Here is a 12,832-nt window from a genome sequence, read left to right on the forward strand (position 1 = left end):
ACGGACCTTTCGGCGCCGGAAAGACGACGCTCGCTAAGCGGCTGCGCGATCGGCGTTCCAAATCGCTGATCTTTGACCCCGAGGAAATCGGGTTCGTGGTGAAAGAAACGGTCCCCATGCCAGCGAGCGGAGACTATCAGGATCTCCCCTTGTGGAGGGGACTTACGATCGCGGCGGTCAGGGAGATTCGAAGGAATTACTCGCAGGACATCATCATCCCAATGACGCTCGTGCACCCGGACTATCTGACTGAGATACTCGACGGGGTAAGGCGGATCGACGATCAGCTGCTGCACATCTTTCTGACGCTCAACGAGGACCTATTGCGTCACCGGATCGCGAACCAGACCATGCATCCTGACCCGAATCGAAATGCGGAGATTCGAGAGTGGCGATTAGCGAATGTCGCCCGATGCTTGGCCGCAAGGGAACGGCTTCCATGCACAACCCGTGTTCTCGATAGTGGTGCACACACCAGCGATGAACTCGCAGCGATGGTGCTCGACGGAATCGATGGGCGCACCTGATCGCCTTCGACGCCTGCGCAAAGCGTAGCGCGAGGGTGGCGGGCTCACGACCAAACGCCCAGAGGTCGATCATCGCAGGGATGTTTGGCTTTGTGGTGCGGACGACGGGACTCGAACCCGTACTCTCACAGAGAAGCAGATTTTCGTACCACCTCGACTTTCGCCGCCGTCTGATGACGTTCGTGGTCTGGACTGTCCCTTCGCCATTGCCCGAAGGCTTTAGGCGCCGCCCGTCCAGTCTCTACACCTTCCCCCGAAGGGGCTTGGCTCGGGATTGGCTTAGGGTATTGCCCGTTAGCGTTCCCCGACTTTGAGCGGTTCTACTCCGCGGATTTCCCCGCGGGCACTCCAATTTTAAAGTCTGCTGCGTCTACCGATTTCGCCACGTCCGCCTTTTTTCGCCGTTCCTAGCGCTCGTGCGATGCACCTATGTTGCACCTAGCGCCGAATCGTTCTTCGTCATCCTGAAAAACCACGTCTCCTAAAGCCTTGCATAGCTTATCTTTTCTCCACCACGAACTTTTTTGTGGGATGGTAGAAAAAAAGACTTTTTAAGTCCGCTGGCTTGCCAGGCCTTGTTAGCTTGTACGGTCATGGTTATCGGGTAAAGAATATTGACGGCATCGCTGGTGTCGGTGGCTGAAAAGCCGGCTCCCATCAGGGCAATAGCCATTTCAGATGCAGGCGTACAGGGCAATGGTCAACAGCTACAGCCTGTCTGACGATTCCGGCGTCATGGCTGCGGCGGCTATCACGCATTTTTTGTTCGGTCAGGCGGTGTTTTCGTACCTCAATGGTTGGAGCGTGTTGATCGGACCTGGTACAGGTTTGGACAGCACGGGCTGCAAATACGCAAGGGATTTAATGGGCCTGGTGGCGTTCACGGCTTTTATCGTGACGTTTCTGTTCAGGGGCTACTCATAATCTCGTGGCTCGGCGGTTCCCGGCACACCATGACAGTAAGGAAGGACCCTGTGTCTCAACTCTCCCAGCTTCGAAGCCCCGCCGCCGTGCAGGCTGCCATCGATGAGTTCGTGCAACTGGGCCGCACGAAATTCCTGGCGCGCCACGGCTACGGCAAGTCCCGCGACTTCCTGGTACGTGATCCGAAGACCGGCACCGATTGCGATTCCAAGGCCATCGCCGGTGTGGCCTTCGGCAAGCAATTTCCCGAGCAGGGCCCGCTCACTGCTGACAGCTTCTCCGGTGGCGAGGCGACCGTCGTTCCGGCGCTGACGCGGCTCGGGTTTCGCATCATTCGCATCGGCGAAGACTGGTCCGAAGAAGAGGTCCTGGCCACGGTCGAAGACTATTTCGACATGCTGCGTGCCGAGGCGGCTGGGGAGCCGTACAACAAGTCCGAGCACAACCAGGCACTGCGCCAACTGCTGAACGGTCGCAGCAAGTCTTCAGTCGAGCTCAAGCACCAGAACATTAGCGCCGTACTCGATGCCCTGGGCCTGCCCTATATCAACGGCTACAAGCCACGCGGCAACAGCCAACTGCTGCTGCGTAAATCCGTACACGCCTACGTTCTGGAACATCAGCAGACGGTCGGCGCTCTTGTCGATGCCCTGGAGGAGGTAAAACTTCCGGGTGACAAAACCTACCGAGCGGCTTTGGTAGAACCACCCGCCCGTGAAGTGCTTGTGCGTACCCCGGCATCTCTACGGCAACGCCTACCGCGAAAGTTCGATTATGCCGCTCGCGATGAAGCCAACCGCAAGCTGGGCCGGGCAGGGGAGCAGTGGGTGATTGGCTACGAACAGCAACGCCTGACCGAGCTCGGCCACCCAGAGCTTTTTCAGCGGCTGGATTGGGTGTCCGACACCCAGGGAGACGGTGCGGGGTTCGACATCCTGTCGTTCGAAGAGGACGCCCATGAGCGCTTCATCGAGGTGAAAACCACCAATGGCGGGGTAGGCTCGTCTTTCTTGGTCAGCCACAACGAACTCGAATTCTCCAAGGAGGCGGGCGATCAATTCCATCTGTATCGCGTGTTCCAGTTTCGGGACGGTCCGCGCCTGTTCACGCTACCCGGCGACCTCAGCCAACATGTGCATCTCAAGCCGACGGACTACCGGGCGAGTTTCCGGAGTTTGGTGGGGTAAAGGCAGGGTTCTGTTGAGCCGAATGGCTGTGTGCGGCCGATTCTGTTGAAAAAGTAGCGGCCTCCCCATGCCGTTGGCAAAATTGCTTTGTCAGCGAGCGTGGGGGCGAACAGCATGATGGGACAGTTACCGGGAGGACAGCAGCGCCTGTTCTACTCGTTCAATCTGGAAGATCACGTCCCGGCCCAACATCTCCTGCGCAGCATCGACCAGTGCTTGGATCTCAGTGATCTACGTGCCTACCTGGCAGATTTCTATAGCCCCATCGGGCGTCCCTCGATTGACCCGGAGTTGATGGTGCGCATGCTGGTCGTCGGCTACTTGCTATGGCATTCGTTCCGAGCGGCGATTGTGCGAAGAGGTGCACCTGAACCTGGCCTATCGCTGGTTCTGCCGGTTGGGTCTGGAAGACGAAGTCCCCAATCACTCGACCTTCTCGAAGAATCGCCATGGGCGTTTTCGTGACAGCGATCTATTCCGCTGGTTATTCAATGAGGTGCTGCGGCGCTGCATGGCAGCCGGCCTAGTCAAGGGTGAAGGTTTCGCCGTCGACGCCAGCATCATTAAGGCGGATGCCAGCCGGCAACGTGGGGTGGCGGGAGATGAGGTCGATTGGAACGATCCAAAGCTCAGCAGCCGCGCAGTGCGCGAGTACCTCGAAGCCCTTGATGAAGAGGCGCTGGCTGAGGCTCTTCCCAAGAAAATTTCGCTCACTGATCCTCAGTCCCGTTGGACAGCAGCGCCAGGTGGCCCGGCCTTTTTTGCCTACTCCACGAATTACCTGATCGACACTGAGCACGGTGTGATCATGGACGTGGAAGCTACCCCGGCGCACCGTACCGCCGAAGTCGATTCGACTAGGACGATGGTCGAGCGTGTCGAGGCGCAGTTCGATCTCACACCGGAACGCCTTATCGGCGATACCGCTTATGGCACCGCCCCGATGCTGGCCTGGATGGTCGAAGAAAAGGACATCGAACCGCATGTGCCGGTGTGGGACAAGACCGAGCGCAAGGACGACAGCCTCTCCAGTAACGACTTTCACTGGAGTCAGGACGCCAATGAATATCGCTGCCCAGCCGGCAAACCGCTACGCAGTGAATGGCGCGCCTTCACCCAGCAAAGGTCGCGGGTAACTAAGGCCAAAACCGTCATTTACCGCTCCAGCCAAACCGACTGCGCCACCTGCCCGTTGAAAGCGAAATGCTGCCCCAACACGCCGAATCGGAAGATCGTCCGCAGCATCCATGAGGCTGCCCGCGACGTGGCTCGACGCATCGCCAAGACACCGGAGTACCTCGTCTCTCGCTGCGAACGAAAGAAGGTGGAGATGCTTTTCGCCCACCTCAAACGGATCATGAAACTCGACCGTTTACGACTGCGTGGCCTAACGGGTGCCACTGACGAATTCACCTTGGCTGCGATGGTGCAGAACCTGCGCCGCATGGCCAAGCTTTTGCCTCAAGGGCCACCGCTGACGGGATAGGTATGCCTGCTACGAGCAGAAACCCTCAAATTAACCCTTAAACCTGAGCAAGGACGCTCAGTGAAACGCCGGAAGGCAACTTGAAGTGGCTTGCAGCCACTTCGACAGCAGGCACACCTGATCGGCAGGCTGCCGCTAAAGCTACTTTTTCAACAGAATCGGCCGATTTGTGCCGGTCGTCAAGGACCGCTTCGGATCACTCTCAACCGGATCGCGGGCCAGCTGATTTGCTAAAACCCGCGCCAAACTCAACGAAGGATTTCGCATGATCCGTTTTTTTTGGCGATCACGCTCGGCCTGATGGTTGGCTGCTCGTCGAGTTCAAGTTCGATCTGATCAGTGAGCGGTAGCGCAAGTGGATCGCCTCAGCCAAGCAGCGTTGTTGCCGGCGGCCGGAAGAAAGCCTTGAACTAGTAGCGGAAAGGATGAAACTTTATTTTTACGATTCTCAGCATTTTCCAAGGTTGAGCGAAAATTAGGATGATACTTTAATGATTCCGGCCTCCATCCCCACAAAACGCTTGCAGATGGCAGAATTGAAATAAGTCATTGTTTTAAATGGATTTTTACAGGAATTGCTACGTTGCAGGGTCCTGTAGTTAGGATGACACTTTATTTTCCTCCCACAATCAAAGCATCCATCCATGCATTTGTGAAATCAGAACCCATTGAACGCATTGAGTTTGAAAAAAACTTGCTGAACTTAGGTATCGTGAACAATTATGAAAAATATATAGACTACAATAATTTGCTGTTTCACGTTTTGTTTAGCAAATGGATTAACAGTCCAGTTGACTTTGGATATTTTGTCGATCAAAACTTTTACGGTGCCAGCTAAGCTCACTCAAAACATCTACGGTGTAATACACCGTAAAAAGAATTGCACCTGGTACTTGCCACTAAAAAATGACAGTGAATGACATTTTGAGAGAAAAAAATTGTGGGGTAGTGCCTTTTCTACTCCTTTGAGAATTTTAATTATGACAATTCCGATACACCTAACAATAACTTCATATTTTTCTTTCTTGAACTAAGATTCAATAACTTAACTAATTTCTATTTCAATCATAAAATATGATATGTTGACCTTAAGAATAATTCATAAACTTTACTATGTTTGCTTTAAAAACAATTCATTTAGAAAAGAAAGTCTCAAACGAAAATCAAATTATTCTTTTATTTGATTTAGATTCATTCTGTCCATGTATGTACCCTATGCTGTACACCATGAAATTTCTTAGATTTCAAAGTATCTCTACGCAGCATGCAGATTTAATCGCAATAAAATTTTGGTATGAATTTTGGTTTGAAAAGTTTGCCACGTCCTTTTGTGAGTCGTTCTATTCGACATCCTATAATTTTGAGATCATTCAATGTGAAATTGATAATTTCATTGTTTACTTAGAAAATAATAAAAAACTTGAAAGTAATCTTATACGGCTAAGCAATTCAGAACATATTAATTACACAACAATTGGTCATAGAGTTAGATCCTTCTTAAAGTTTTACAACTTCTTGATTAATGAATACTTAAGCATGCAATCACAGCCACAACTTACGTTGAAGGAAATTCAAAAAATTAAAGAAAACTTGAATAAATATATGACAATAAAGAAAAAAATTATAAATAATTTTTCAAAAGCCAATAAGACAATTAAAAGTGAGATAAATCATAATTTTAAGAGCATGAATCAGGAAATGATTAAAGGATTGTATTCAGTCATTTCACCAAGTAACTCTAATAAATACAATGAATTAAATCCTTTTAGATCTAAAAATGTACAACTCAGAAACTTTCTGATCATACATCTCATGCTCAACTATGGTCTTAGAATTGGTGAGCTTATGCTACTAACAACCAACTCTATTAAAAAATCAATTCAGAATCATAGTTTTAGTTTAATTATTACAAATACAGATGATGAGTTCGATGATCGATCAAAAAAGCCAAAAATCAAAAATGAATATTCGTACCGAGTAATTAAACTGCAGGAACGAGACTACAGAATTCTTCAAATCTATATAAATGAAATCCGAAAAGAAATTCCTTCACATATCTTATTTACATCCTTAAAGCCTCCCTATTCTGCTTTAAGTTATGGTAATCCTCCCATAAATAACCGAAGTTAAAAGTAGAGGTTAAGCAGCCCTTAGAGGTGGCTTTCCTTTGTTAGCTTGATGTGGTCTTTCATGGTTGTAATGCCACAACCAGTTTGTTGCATAATCTTGTACTTCTTCCAGTGTGTCAAATAGATGCTTGCTTAGCCAGCTATAACGTATAGTCCGATTATAACGTTCAATATACGTAAGCGTCCGCTGAATCCCATACCAATTTTAATTCGATTTAGGTTTCCAGCAGTGTGGCAGTAACTCTTCAATCTGGGTCACTTTATGTGTCGGCAGCCTTTTCAGCACATCACTTAAATAGGCATACGGATCCAAGCCATTCAGCTTTGCTGACTGGATTAACGTCATGATGTTTGCCGCTCGCTGACCACTGCGCAGCGAACCTGCAAACAGCCAGTTCTTGCGCCCCAACGCCCAGGGACGCATCTGATTCTCGACCCAATTATTGCAAATAGGTAGATTGCCATCATCCAGATAGCGGCTTAAAGCTGGCCAACGCTTCAGAGTGTAATTGATGGCCTTGGCGGTGGGAGAACTCGATGGCACTGTCAGATGATGTTGGTTGAGCCATTCATATAGTTGTTGCATCACTGGTTGACTATGCTGTTGTCGGTATTCGCGGCGGTCTTCCGCTGTACCATCGGTCTTTTTCCTGAGCTCTGCTTCTATCGCATACAGTTTCTGAATCAGCACTAATGCCTGTTCAGCGACCTGACTTTTCCCAGTTACATGCAGTTCATGGAATTTACGACGTGCATGGGCCATGCAGCCCACCTCAATGACCTGGCCTGATTTAAAGCGTGCTTTATAACCACTGTAATCATCACAGACTAGATAACCCTGCCAGCCTTTCAAGAACTCTGCAGCATGCTGGCCTGAACGACTATCCTGAAAGTCATAGATCACCGCCTGAACTGGATTGTACTGTGTAGTGGCATAGGCCCAGACATAACCTTTCTTCGGTTTTTTATCATTCTCACCCATCCGCATGATGGTGACCGGTGTTTCATCTGCATGCAGCACCTGCTGTTGTAGTACCACCTCTTTTAAGGCATTGGCTAGAGGTTCCAGTTCTACACCGCAGCGACCTATCCAGTCAGATAAAGTTGATCTAGAAAGTTCGATTCCCGCCCGCTGATAGATCAGACGTTGACGGTACAGCGGCAAATGATCGGCATATTTCGATACCAAAACATGGCTGAGCAGTTCAGGTGAAGCAATGCCTTTATCAATCACATAGGCGGGCATCGCTTGCTGAGTCAGGGTGTCACACTGATCACAGACCCATTTACCACGCACATGCTGTTCCTTATAGAACTGTGCCGGTCTGAAATGCAGTTTTTCACTGACATCTTCGCCGATACGACGGAGTTGGCAGCCACAAGCGCATTGGGTTGATGCAGGTTCATGCTCAATACGGATGGTGTGTAGATGATCTGGCAGTGGTCGACGTTTAGGTTTATTGGTTTTGGCTTTCTGTGTCGCTGCATCGGTTTTATCTGCATTTAGCCGTTCCAGTTCTAGATCAACCGCAGCAATATCTTCTTCAACCGCTTCATCCCACAGGTGGATTTGTTTTGCAGTGAGATGTTCGTTTTTACTGCCGAATTTGTGCTGTTTAAATAGTGCGAGTTCATGCTCGTATTTTTGATTGAGAATAGAAAGATGTTGAACTTTAGAATCTAATTGCTGATTGGTGACTTCAAGATGTTGAACTTTGGCATCCAATTGCTGGTTTGATTTTTCTAATTCTTGATTTGATTGTGCTAGAGACTGATGCTGCATCGCCAACTGTCTGGTGAATTCCAGCAGTTGTTCATGGGTCAGTTGGCTTAAGTCAGGCAGCGTATTCATGACCGCAGTATGCCTGAGGTCATGAGAAGAATGAAATAGAACGTTTGGAGAATAGCAGAATGGAACAGCCTGGTTTAAAGCATCGTCACCACCTGCTGTCGTCCAATGCGCTGCCAGGGCAAACCTTGGATCAGTGCCTGTAACTGTTCCGGGCTGAGGGCCACGGTTTCACCTTGGTGAACTTGAGCCCAGTGAAATTTGCCCTGTTCCAGCCGCCGGGCACACAGCCAGATGCCCAGTCCATCATGTACCAGTACTTTCATGCGATGGCCACGTTTATTACAGAACAGGTAAGCACAATGCGGTTTGATGTAGCCAAAGGCTCTCACCACCTGAGCCATGGTCGTATCCATACCTGCACGCATGTCCATGGGCTGAGTAGACAACCAGATTTCATCAATGCGGATCATGTTGCAAGTGCCTTGAGTAATTCTGCCAAGGCAGGTATTTCTGATGTCTGCCATTTTAGCTGAATATCATTATTCGTATGAGGCACGGTGATACACAACGTGATCCTCTCATCAATAGGTTGGCTGATTGCAGCAGTGTAAGGCAAAGCAATAAATGCTGGATTCACATGAGTAGGATCCTGCACGGCACCCTCATGATGGCTGAAGATCCTGATCCAACGACTGACAAGGTTGGCATTAATACTATGTTGCAGTGCGACCGAAGCGATCGAGGTATTAGGATTTTTACAGGCATTGACAATACTGAGTTTGAATTCTTTGCTGTATGTTCTGCGTTTTTTAGCAACAGGAGGTGTTGCTGAATATATATCCATGTTCATGGATTAAGTCCCCACTTGTTTTTAGGTGGGAACTAAATTAAGGCTTATAGGATCGCTTGGTAAGGCTGTGTTAGCCGGATGCTTACGTTCATTAGATAAATTAAGTTTTATATTAAATTGTAGAAGTTTAGGTATCTCTATTAAAGATATAGAGTCTCTATGTGAGGAGTTAGAAACTCCTAATCAAAATTGTACTAAAGTAAATAACCTTATAAAAAAACATACAAAAGAATTAGATAATAGAATTAAGCAATTAACCTCCTTCAAGAAACAATTAGATGACTTAGAAAATCTTTGTGGGGATAATCGTAAAATTGAGAACTGTTATATCATCAAAAAATTAGAAATGAATAGCTGAAATTCCCCTCAATTTAACATAATGGGCGTTATACGAAATGCACAAATTGAAAAATATAAAAATCAAAAACTTATGATATAAATTATTTGCTCGATGATGTTCAAAAGCCGACTTGGAAACAAGTCGGCTTTTTTATGAGCAGTTTTGATAGTTCTTGCCAATAAATTTGACTAAAAATTACGCTTCTCAACTTGAGTTATACAATTTTGTGATACATTATTGTATATACAAATTTGAATGTTTTTTATGGAACAGTATTTTGAATGGGATGAGGCTAAGAATCGAAAGAATCAGAAAAAGCATGATATCTCTTTCGAAACTGCAAGCCTTGTTTTTGAAGATCCATTACGGATCTCAATCCAAGACAGACATACCGATGGTGAAGAACGTTGGCAAACCATTGGACGAGTTAAAGGCGTACTAATGTTATTGGTGGCTCACACCATTTTTGATGAAGATGACTGTGAAATCATACGAATCATTAGTGCAAGGCAAGTGACTAAAGCGGAGCGAAACAAATATGAGCATGGTTAGATACTCACGCAAAGAGCTGAATGAGAAATTTGGTGAGAAGCAAGATGCTGAAATTCAACGCTTGCTTGCTAAAGGCACGGTTCCTGATGATCAGCTAGATCTATCAGATATTCCTGAAATTACCGATTGGAGCAGTGCTGTACGCCAAAATCAATTTTACCGCCCAGTGAAGCAACAAACTTCAATTCGGTTAGATGCTGATGTACTTGCTTGGTTCAAAGCACAAGGCAAAGGTTATCAAACACGAATGAATGAAATTTTACGGGATGCTATGCTGAAAGAATTAAAAAATCATCAATAAAAATGGGAGCTTAAGCTCCCATTTTTGACTTCGCATAACGCCCATTATGTTAATTTTAGTTTTCCTTAATACGACAAAAATATCTACTTCATTTCACGAGAATTTCTTTTGCTAAAAGTTCTTCTTTCGTTACACCGAAATATCTTATTTCTAATTTAGGCCTGCCTAACATCTTTAAAAGATTGTTTTCATCATTTATATTTTTTATAGCTTTGCTTACACAATCAATTACGTCATTAGTTTTAGAAATAGCTTCTTTTTCAGATACTTGATCGCTTACTTTTCGAGATATTAAGTCATCAAAATATATCCTATATTCTTCACAAACTAGATAAAAATAAGGGTCTAATCTATCTAAATCATATTCAGATTCAAAGGGTTTACGATCTAATAAATCTTTTTCAGGATAAATAATCAATTGTCCTGCATCGAACCAAAACTCCACAGAAAAATTATCAAACTCAATTCCATTTAAATCATTACTAAAATTTTGAAAATACTGTAATAAAAGATTTTCTATATCCTCTAAAAACTCTTTATTCTTAATATCAAATATTAAAGATTCATTAGAAATAGCTTTGATACAATCTTCTTGAATATCTAACCCCTTTAAAGTCATTTTTACTCCATTTAAATTTTTAGGTTTTGGTGCATTAAGAATTTTGATTAACTTAACATAATGGCGGTTATACGAAATTCACCGTTTCGAGCCCCAAATATCAAGTTTATTTCTTGCATAAATGTATCCTATAGGATACATTCTACTTATGTACTCAATATATACCACTGAAGTCTTTGATGACTGGTTCACCAAGTTAAAAGACCAGCAGGCAAAAAGACGCATACAAGTCCGAATTGATCGGGTTGAAGATGGAAACTTTGGAGATACTGAGCCGGTCGGTGAAGGTGTTTCTGAATTACGTTTCTTCTTTGGGCCAGGCTATAGGATTTATTACTGCAAGCAAGGGCAAAGGGTTGTTATTCTTTTAGCAGGCGGAGATAAGTCTACGCAAAGTAAAGATATAAAACTTGCCCTGCAATTGGCACAAGATTTAGAGGAGGAGCTATAAATGGCTATTAAACTTCGCAAATGGGACAGTGCTGAGCATCTTAAAACAGAGGATGATATGCAGGCTTACTTACAAGCATGTATTGAAGAATCTAATGGCGATGCCGCATTCATTGCAAAGGCTTTAGGTAACATTGCAAAAGCTAAAGGAATGGCTCAATTATCACGAGATACAGGCTTAGGCCGAGAAAGTCTTTATAAAGCACTTTCTGGTGATGTTAACCCTAGTTTTGATACTGTGATTAAAGTTGTAAAAGCACTGAATTTACGCTTAGCAATTTAAAAAAAGTTATTAAAAAATGGAGCTTTAGGCTCCATTTTTTAATTTCGTATAAGGTGTATTATGTTAATTTTAGAAATTCTTAATTTCCATCTATCCAAACTTGCTTGATCCAATCTGCTAAATCTTCCCACTGCTCATCGCTATATCCATCTGCTGTCCAATATCTAATTTTATGATTAGGAGATAGGCAATAATAACTACCATTATCTTCACAAATAGGTAGCCAATCTTCTGGCAGACCTTGCTCCCTAGCATCATTTAATATCTGAGATAGCCCTCGATAGCATTCTTTCTCATCTGTAAGAGACGCTAATTCAATTGTTCCATAAAAGATATTGCTAATCTCTTTCAAAACTTTTTTATAATCTTTTGGAAAAATAAAACCTATTTTTCGTTCATAAGCAGATATGAAAATATCATCAGGTAGTTCTATGTTTAGACGACTATTCCCAGATAGTTCTTTTAATTCTTGAATAATGTTATCAAGCTTATTTTGCATATACATTCTGCTCTATCGCATTAAAGTTCTTACTACAATTTAACATAATGGCTGTTATGCGAAACGAGATCTACCAGCTCTCGTTTTTTGTTATGGAAACTGCTAAAATTCAAATACGCCATTGACGTATAAAGAGTCCATGTTATTTATTGAAACCAGCATCTTTACCAAGCAAATTAAAGACCTTGTATCTGATGAGGAATATCGTCAACTTCAGCAAGATCTTTTGGTACAGCCTGATAGAGGTGACCTAATCAAGAATGGCGGTGGTATTCGCAAAGTACGTTGTGCTCAAGGTAACAAAGGGAAAAGTGGTGGGATACGGGTGATTTATTATTGGGTCACCGAGGATGATCAGATCTTTTTCTTAGTGGCTTATCCAAAATCAGTAAAAGATAATTTAACAGATAAGGAAACCGCCATTCTGCACCAACTCGTGAAGGAGCAATTTCATGGATAACAACTTATTTGATGACTTGGTTGCTTCAATCAAAGAAGCTGGAGCTATCAAACGTAAAGAAGTTAAAGCAAGCCGAGTTACAGAACTCGAATTGCCTGATATTAAAGAAGTACGTGAAAAAACTGGCTTGAGCCAAAATGAATTTGCTGCACGTCTACATATTAGCCCCCGTACCCTGCAAAATTGGGAACAGGGACGACGCTATCCAACTGGACCAGCAGCTACATTGATTCGAATTTTAGATGCTCACCCAAGCCTTATTTGAAAAAATTACTTAAAAAATGGGAGCTTAAGGCTCCCATTTTTATTTCGTATAAGGTGTATTATGTTAATTTTAGAAAATCTTCACTACTATTATTTTAAAATAAGCCTTATATCCAAGCATAAAACAAGGTTGTCTAGACTTCTTTTAACAGTAAAGTTATCATAAAAC

The 12,832-nt window shown here is 44.6% G+C and carries 17 protein-coding genes and 3 pseudogenes; 13 read left to right on the top strand and 7 right to left on the bottom strand.

Translation table 11 applies throughout. The features are described 5' to 3' along the window. A partial coding sequence (locus FTT77_RS16085) for an AAA family ATPase (RefSeq protein ID WP_180109556.1) occupies nucleotides 1–527 on the top strand: 527 nt, incomplete at its 5' end. Nucleotides 528–1,008: 481 nt separating this feature from the next. Here the strand turns inward: FTT77_RS16085 and FTT77_RS16090 are convergent. Beyond that, nucleotides 1,009–1,200: a hypothetical protein gene (locus FTT77_RS16090; RefSeq protein WP_000951934.1), complete on the bottom strand. Its 192-nt coding sequence runs from the start codon at nucleotides 1,198–1,200 to the stop codon at nucleotides 1,009–1,011. A gap of 23 nt (nucleotides 1,201–1,223) precedes the next feature. Here FTT77_RS16090 and FTT77_RS16095 point away from each other — a divergent pair, with 23 nt between their 5' ends. The 5 genes and pseudogenes from FTT77_RS16095 to FTT77_RS17560 form a co-directional block, all read left to right on the top strand. Further along, the gene (locus FTT77_RS16095) at nucleotides 1,224–1,451 is read left to right on the top strand and encodes a hypothetical protein (protein ID WP_000248278.1); all 228 of its coding nucleotides are present in this window, start codon (nucleotides 1,224–1,226) and stop codon (nucleotides 1,449–1,451) included. Between the two features lie 50 nt (nucleotides 1,452–1,501). Beyond that, nucleotides 1,502–2,638 (top strand): DUF3883 domain-containing protein, encoded by a 1,137-nt coding sequence (locus FTT77_RS16100; RefSeq protein ID WP_000080860.1) that lies wholly within the window; start codon nucleotides 1,502–1,504, stop codon nucleotides 2,636–2,638. 114 nt (nucleotides 2,639–2,752) lie between these two features. Continuing rightward, a pseudogene (locus tag FTT77_RS16105) lies at nucleotides 2,753–4,124 on the top strand (IS1182-like element ISCfr1 family transposase). Between the two features lie 604 nt (nucleotides 4,125–4,728). Then, nucleotides 4,729–4,962 carry a hypothetical protein gene (locus FTT77_RS17255; RefSeq protein ID WP_038350024.1) on the top strand — a complete coding sequence of 78 codons (234 nt, stop codon included), beginning with the start codon at nucleotides 4,729–4,731 and terminating at the stop codon, nucleotides 4,960–4,962. Nucleotides 4,963–5,237: 275 nt separating this feature from the next. Further along, a pseudogene (locus tag FTT77_RS17560) lies at nucleotides 5,238–6,230 on the top strand (site-specific integrase); the annotation flags it as partial. Nucleotides 6,231–6,263: 33 nt separating this feature from the next. Here the strand turns inward: FTT77_RS17560 and FTT77_RS16115 are convergent. The 4 genes and pseudogenes from FTT77_RS16115 to FTT77_RS16130 form a co-directional block, all read right to left on the bottom strand. After that, nucleotides 6,264–6,428, bottom strand: a pseudogene (locus FTT77_RS16115) (integrase core domain-containing protein); the annotation flags it as partial. A 30-nt stretch (nucleotides 6,429–6,458) separates the two neighbouring features. Then, nucleotides 6,459–8,105, bottom strand: a complete 1,647-nt coding sequence (locus FTT77_RS16120) for an IS66-like element ISAba16 family transposase (RefSeq protein WP_001094417.1) — start codon at nucleotides 8,103–8,105, stop codon at nucleotides 6,459–6,461. A gap of 74 nt (nucleotides 8,106–8,179) precedes the next feature. Further along, nucleotides 8,180–8,515 (bottom strand): IS66 family insertion sequence element accessory protein TnpB, encoded by a 336-nt coding sequence (gene tnpB / locus FTT77_RS16125; RefSeq protein WP_000618091.1) that lies wholly within the window; start codon nucleotides 8,513–8,515, stop codon nucleotides 8,180–8,182. Then, complete coding sequence (locus tag FTT77_RS16130) at nucleotides 8,512–8,895, bottom strand: transposase (RefSeq protein WP_001055589.1); 384 nt, start codon at nucleotides 8,893–8,895, stop codon at nucleotides 8,512–8,514. Before FTT77_RS16130 ends, tnpB begins: the two co-directional genes overlap by 4 nt. A 25-nt stretch (nucleotides 8,896–8,920) precedes the next feature. Between FTT77_RS16130 and FTT77_RS16135 the strand changes: the two genes are divergently transcribed. The 3 genes from FTT77_RS16135 to FTT77_RS16145 all read left to right on the top strand — a co-directional run bounded on the left by FTT77_RS16135 (nucleotide 8,921) and on the right by FTT77_RS16145 (nucleotide 10,088). Then, nucleotides 8,921–9,253 carry a MerR family DNA-binding protein gene (locus FTT77_RS16135; RefSeq protein WP_117008139.1) on the top strand — a complete coding sequence of 111 codons (333 nt, stop codon included), beginning with the start codon at nucleotides 8,921–8,923 and terminating at the stop codon, nucleotides 9,251–9,253. 246 nt (nucleotides 9,254–9,499) lie between these two features. Further along, nucleotides 9,500–9,787 (top strand): BrnT family toxin, encoded by a 288-nt coding sequence (locus tag FTT77_RS16140; protein ID WP_000438825.1) that lies wholly within the window; start codon nucleotides 9,500–9,502, stop codon nucleotides 9,785–9,787. Continuing rightward, complete coding sequence (locus FTT77_RS16145; RefSeq protein WP_004728120.1) at nucleotides 9,774–10,088, top strand: BrnA antitoxin family protein; 315 nt, start codon at nucleotides 9,774–9,776, stop codon at nucleotides 10,086–10,088. The genes FTT77_RS16140 and FTT77_RS16145 overlap by 14 nt, the downstream gene beginning before the upstream one ends. Nucleotides 10,089–10,176: 88 nt before the next feature. On the opposite strand, the gene FTT77_RS16150 is transcribed toward FTT77_RS16145, so the two are convergent. Then, a complete protein-coding gene (locus tag FTT77_RS16150; RefSeq protein ID WP_000172759.1) occupies nucleotides 10,177–10,707 on the bottom strand; it encodes a hypothetical protein in 531 nt (176 codons plus the stop codon). 148 nt (nucleotides 10,708–10,855) lie between these two features. Between FTT77_RS16150 and FTT77_RS16155 the strand changes: the two genes are divergently transcribed. Beyond that, on the top strand, nucleotides 10,856–11,158 hold the full coding sequence (locus FTT77_RS16155) for a type II toxin-antitoxin system RelE/ParE family toxin (RefSeq protein ID WP_000286964.1): 303 nt from the start codon (nucleotides 10,856–10,858) through the stop codon (nucleotides 11,156–11,158). Beyond that, nucleotides 11,159–11,440, top strand: a complete 282-nt coding sequence (locus FTT77_RS16160; protein ID WP_000985609.1) for an addiction module antidote protein — start codon at nucleotides 11,159–11,161, stop codon at nucleotides 11,438–11,440. A 79-nt stretch (nucleotides 11,441–11,519) separates the two neighbouring features. Here FTT77_RS16160 and FTT77_RS16165 read toward each other — a convergent pair whose 3' ends face one another. Further along, complete coding sequence (locus FTT77_RS16165; RefSeq protein ID WP_001180106.1) at nucleotides 11,520–11,939, bottom strand: SMI1/KNR4 family protein; 420 nt, start codon at nucleotides 11,937–11,939, stop codon at nucleotides 11,520–11,522. A 139-nt stretch (nucleotides 11,940–12,078) separates the two neighbouring features. Between FTT77_RS16165 and FTT77_RS16170 the strand changes: the two genes are divergently transcribed. Next, complete coding sequence (locus tag FTT77_RS16170; protein WP_000897307.1) at nucleotides 12,079–12,399, top strand: type II toxin-antitoxin system RelE/ParE family toxin; 321 nt, start codon at nucleotides 12,079–12,081, stop codon at nucleotides 12,397–12,399. After that, the gene (nadS, locus tag FTT77_RS16175) at nucleotides 12,392–12,664 is read left to right on the top strand and encodes a NadS family protein (RefSeq protein WP_000369781.1); all 273 of its coding nucleotides are present in this window, start codon (nucleotides 12,392–12,394) and stop codon (nucleotides 12,662–12,664) included. Before FTT77_RS16170 ends, nadS begins: the two co-directional genes overlap by 8 nt. Nucleotides 12,665–12,832 lie beyond the last annotated feature (168 nt).

The sequence above is a fragment of the Acinetobacter sp. YH01010 genome (assembly GCF_013420775.1).
GTDB lineage: Bacteria > Pseudomonadota > Gammaproteobacteria > Pseudomonadales > Moraxellaceae > Acinetobacter > Acinetobacter amyesii.

Bases quoted from the DNA above. Each gene is read 5' to 3' on its own strand.
- FTT77_RS16090 (WP_000951934.1), bottom strand. From the start codon at position 1,200: ATGGCTATTGCCCTGATGGGAGCCGGCTTTTCAGCCACCGACACCAGC.
- FTT77_RS16095 (WP_000248278.1), top strand. From the start codon at position 1,224: ATGGTCAACAGCTACAGCCTGTCTGACGATTCCGGCGTCATGGCTGCG.
- FTT77_RS17255 (WP_038350024.1), top strand. From the start codon at position 4,729: ATGACACTTTATTTTCCTCCCACAATCAAAGCATCCATCCATGCATTT.
- FTT77_RS16120 (WP_001094417.1), bottom strand. From the start codon at position 8,105: ATGAATACGCTGCCTGACTTAAGCCAACTGACCCATGAACAACTGCTG.
- tnpB (WP_000618091.1), bottom strand. From the start codon at position 8,515: ATGATCCGCATTGATGAAATCTGGTTGTCTACTCAGCCCATGGACATG.
- FTT77_RS16130 (WP_001055589.1), bottom strand. From the start codon at position 8,895: ATGAACATGGATATATATTCAGCAACACCTCCTGTTGCTAAAAAACGC.
- FTT77_RS16140 (WP_000438825.1), top strand. From the start codon at position 9,500: ATGGAACAGTATTTTGAATGGGATGAGGCTAAGAATCGAAAGAATCAG.
- FTT77_RS16145 (WP_004728120.1), top strand. From the start codon at position 9,774: ATGAGCATGGTTAGATACTCACGCAAAGAGCTGAATGAGAAATTTGGT.
- FTT77_RS16150 (WP_000172759.1), bottom strand. From the start codon at position 10,707: ATGACTTTAAAGGGGTTAGATATTCAAGAAGATTGTATCAAAGCTATT.
- FTT77_RS16155 (WP_000286964.1), top strand. From the start codon at position 10,856: ATGTACTCAATATATACCACTGAAGTCTTTGATGACTGGTTCACCAAG.
- FTT77_RS16160 (WP_000985609.1), top strand. From the start codon at position 11,159: ATGGCTATTAAACTTCGCAAATGGGACAGTGCTGAGCATCTTAAAACA.
- FTT77_RS16165 (WP_001180106.1), bottom strand. From the start codon at position 11,939: ATGCAAAATAAGCTTGATAACATTATTCAAGAATTAAAAGAACTATCT.
- FTT77_RS16170 (WP_000897307.1), top strand. From the start codon at position 12,079: ATGTTATTTATTGAAACCAGCATCTTTACCAAGCAAATTAAAGACCTT.
- nadS (WP_000369781.1), top strand. From the start codon at position 12,392: ATGGATAACAACTTATTTGATGACTTGGTTGCTTCAATCAAAGAAGCT.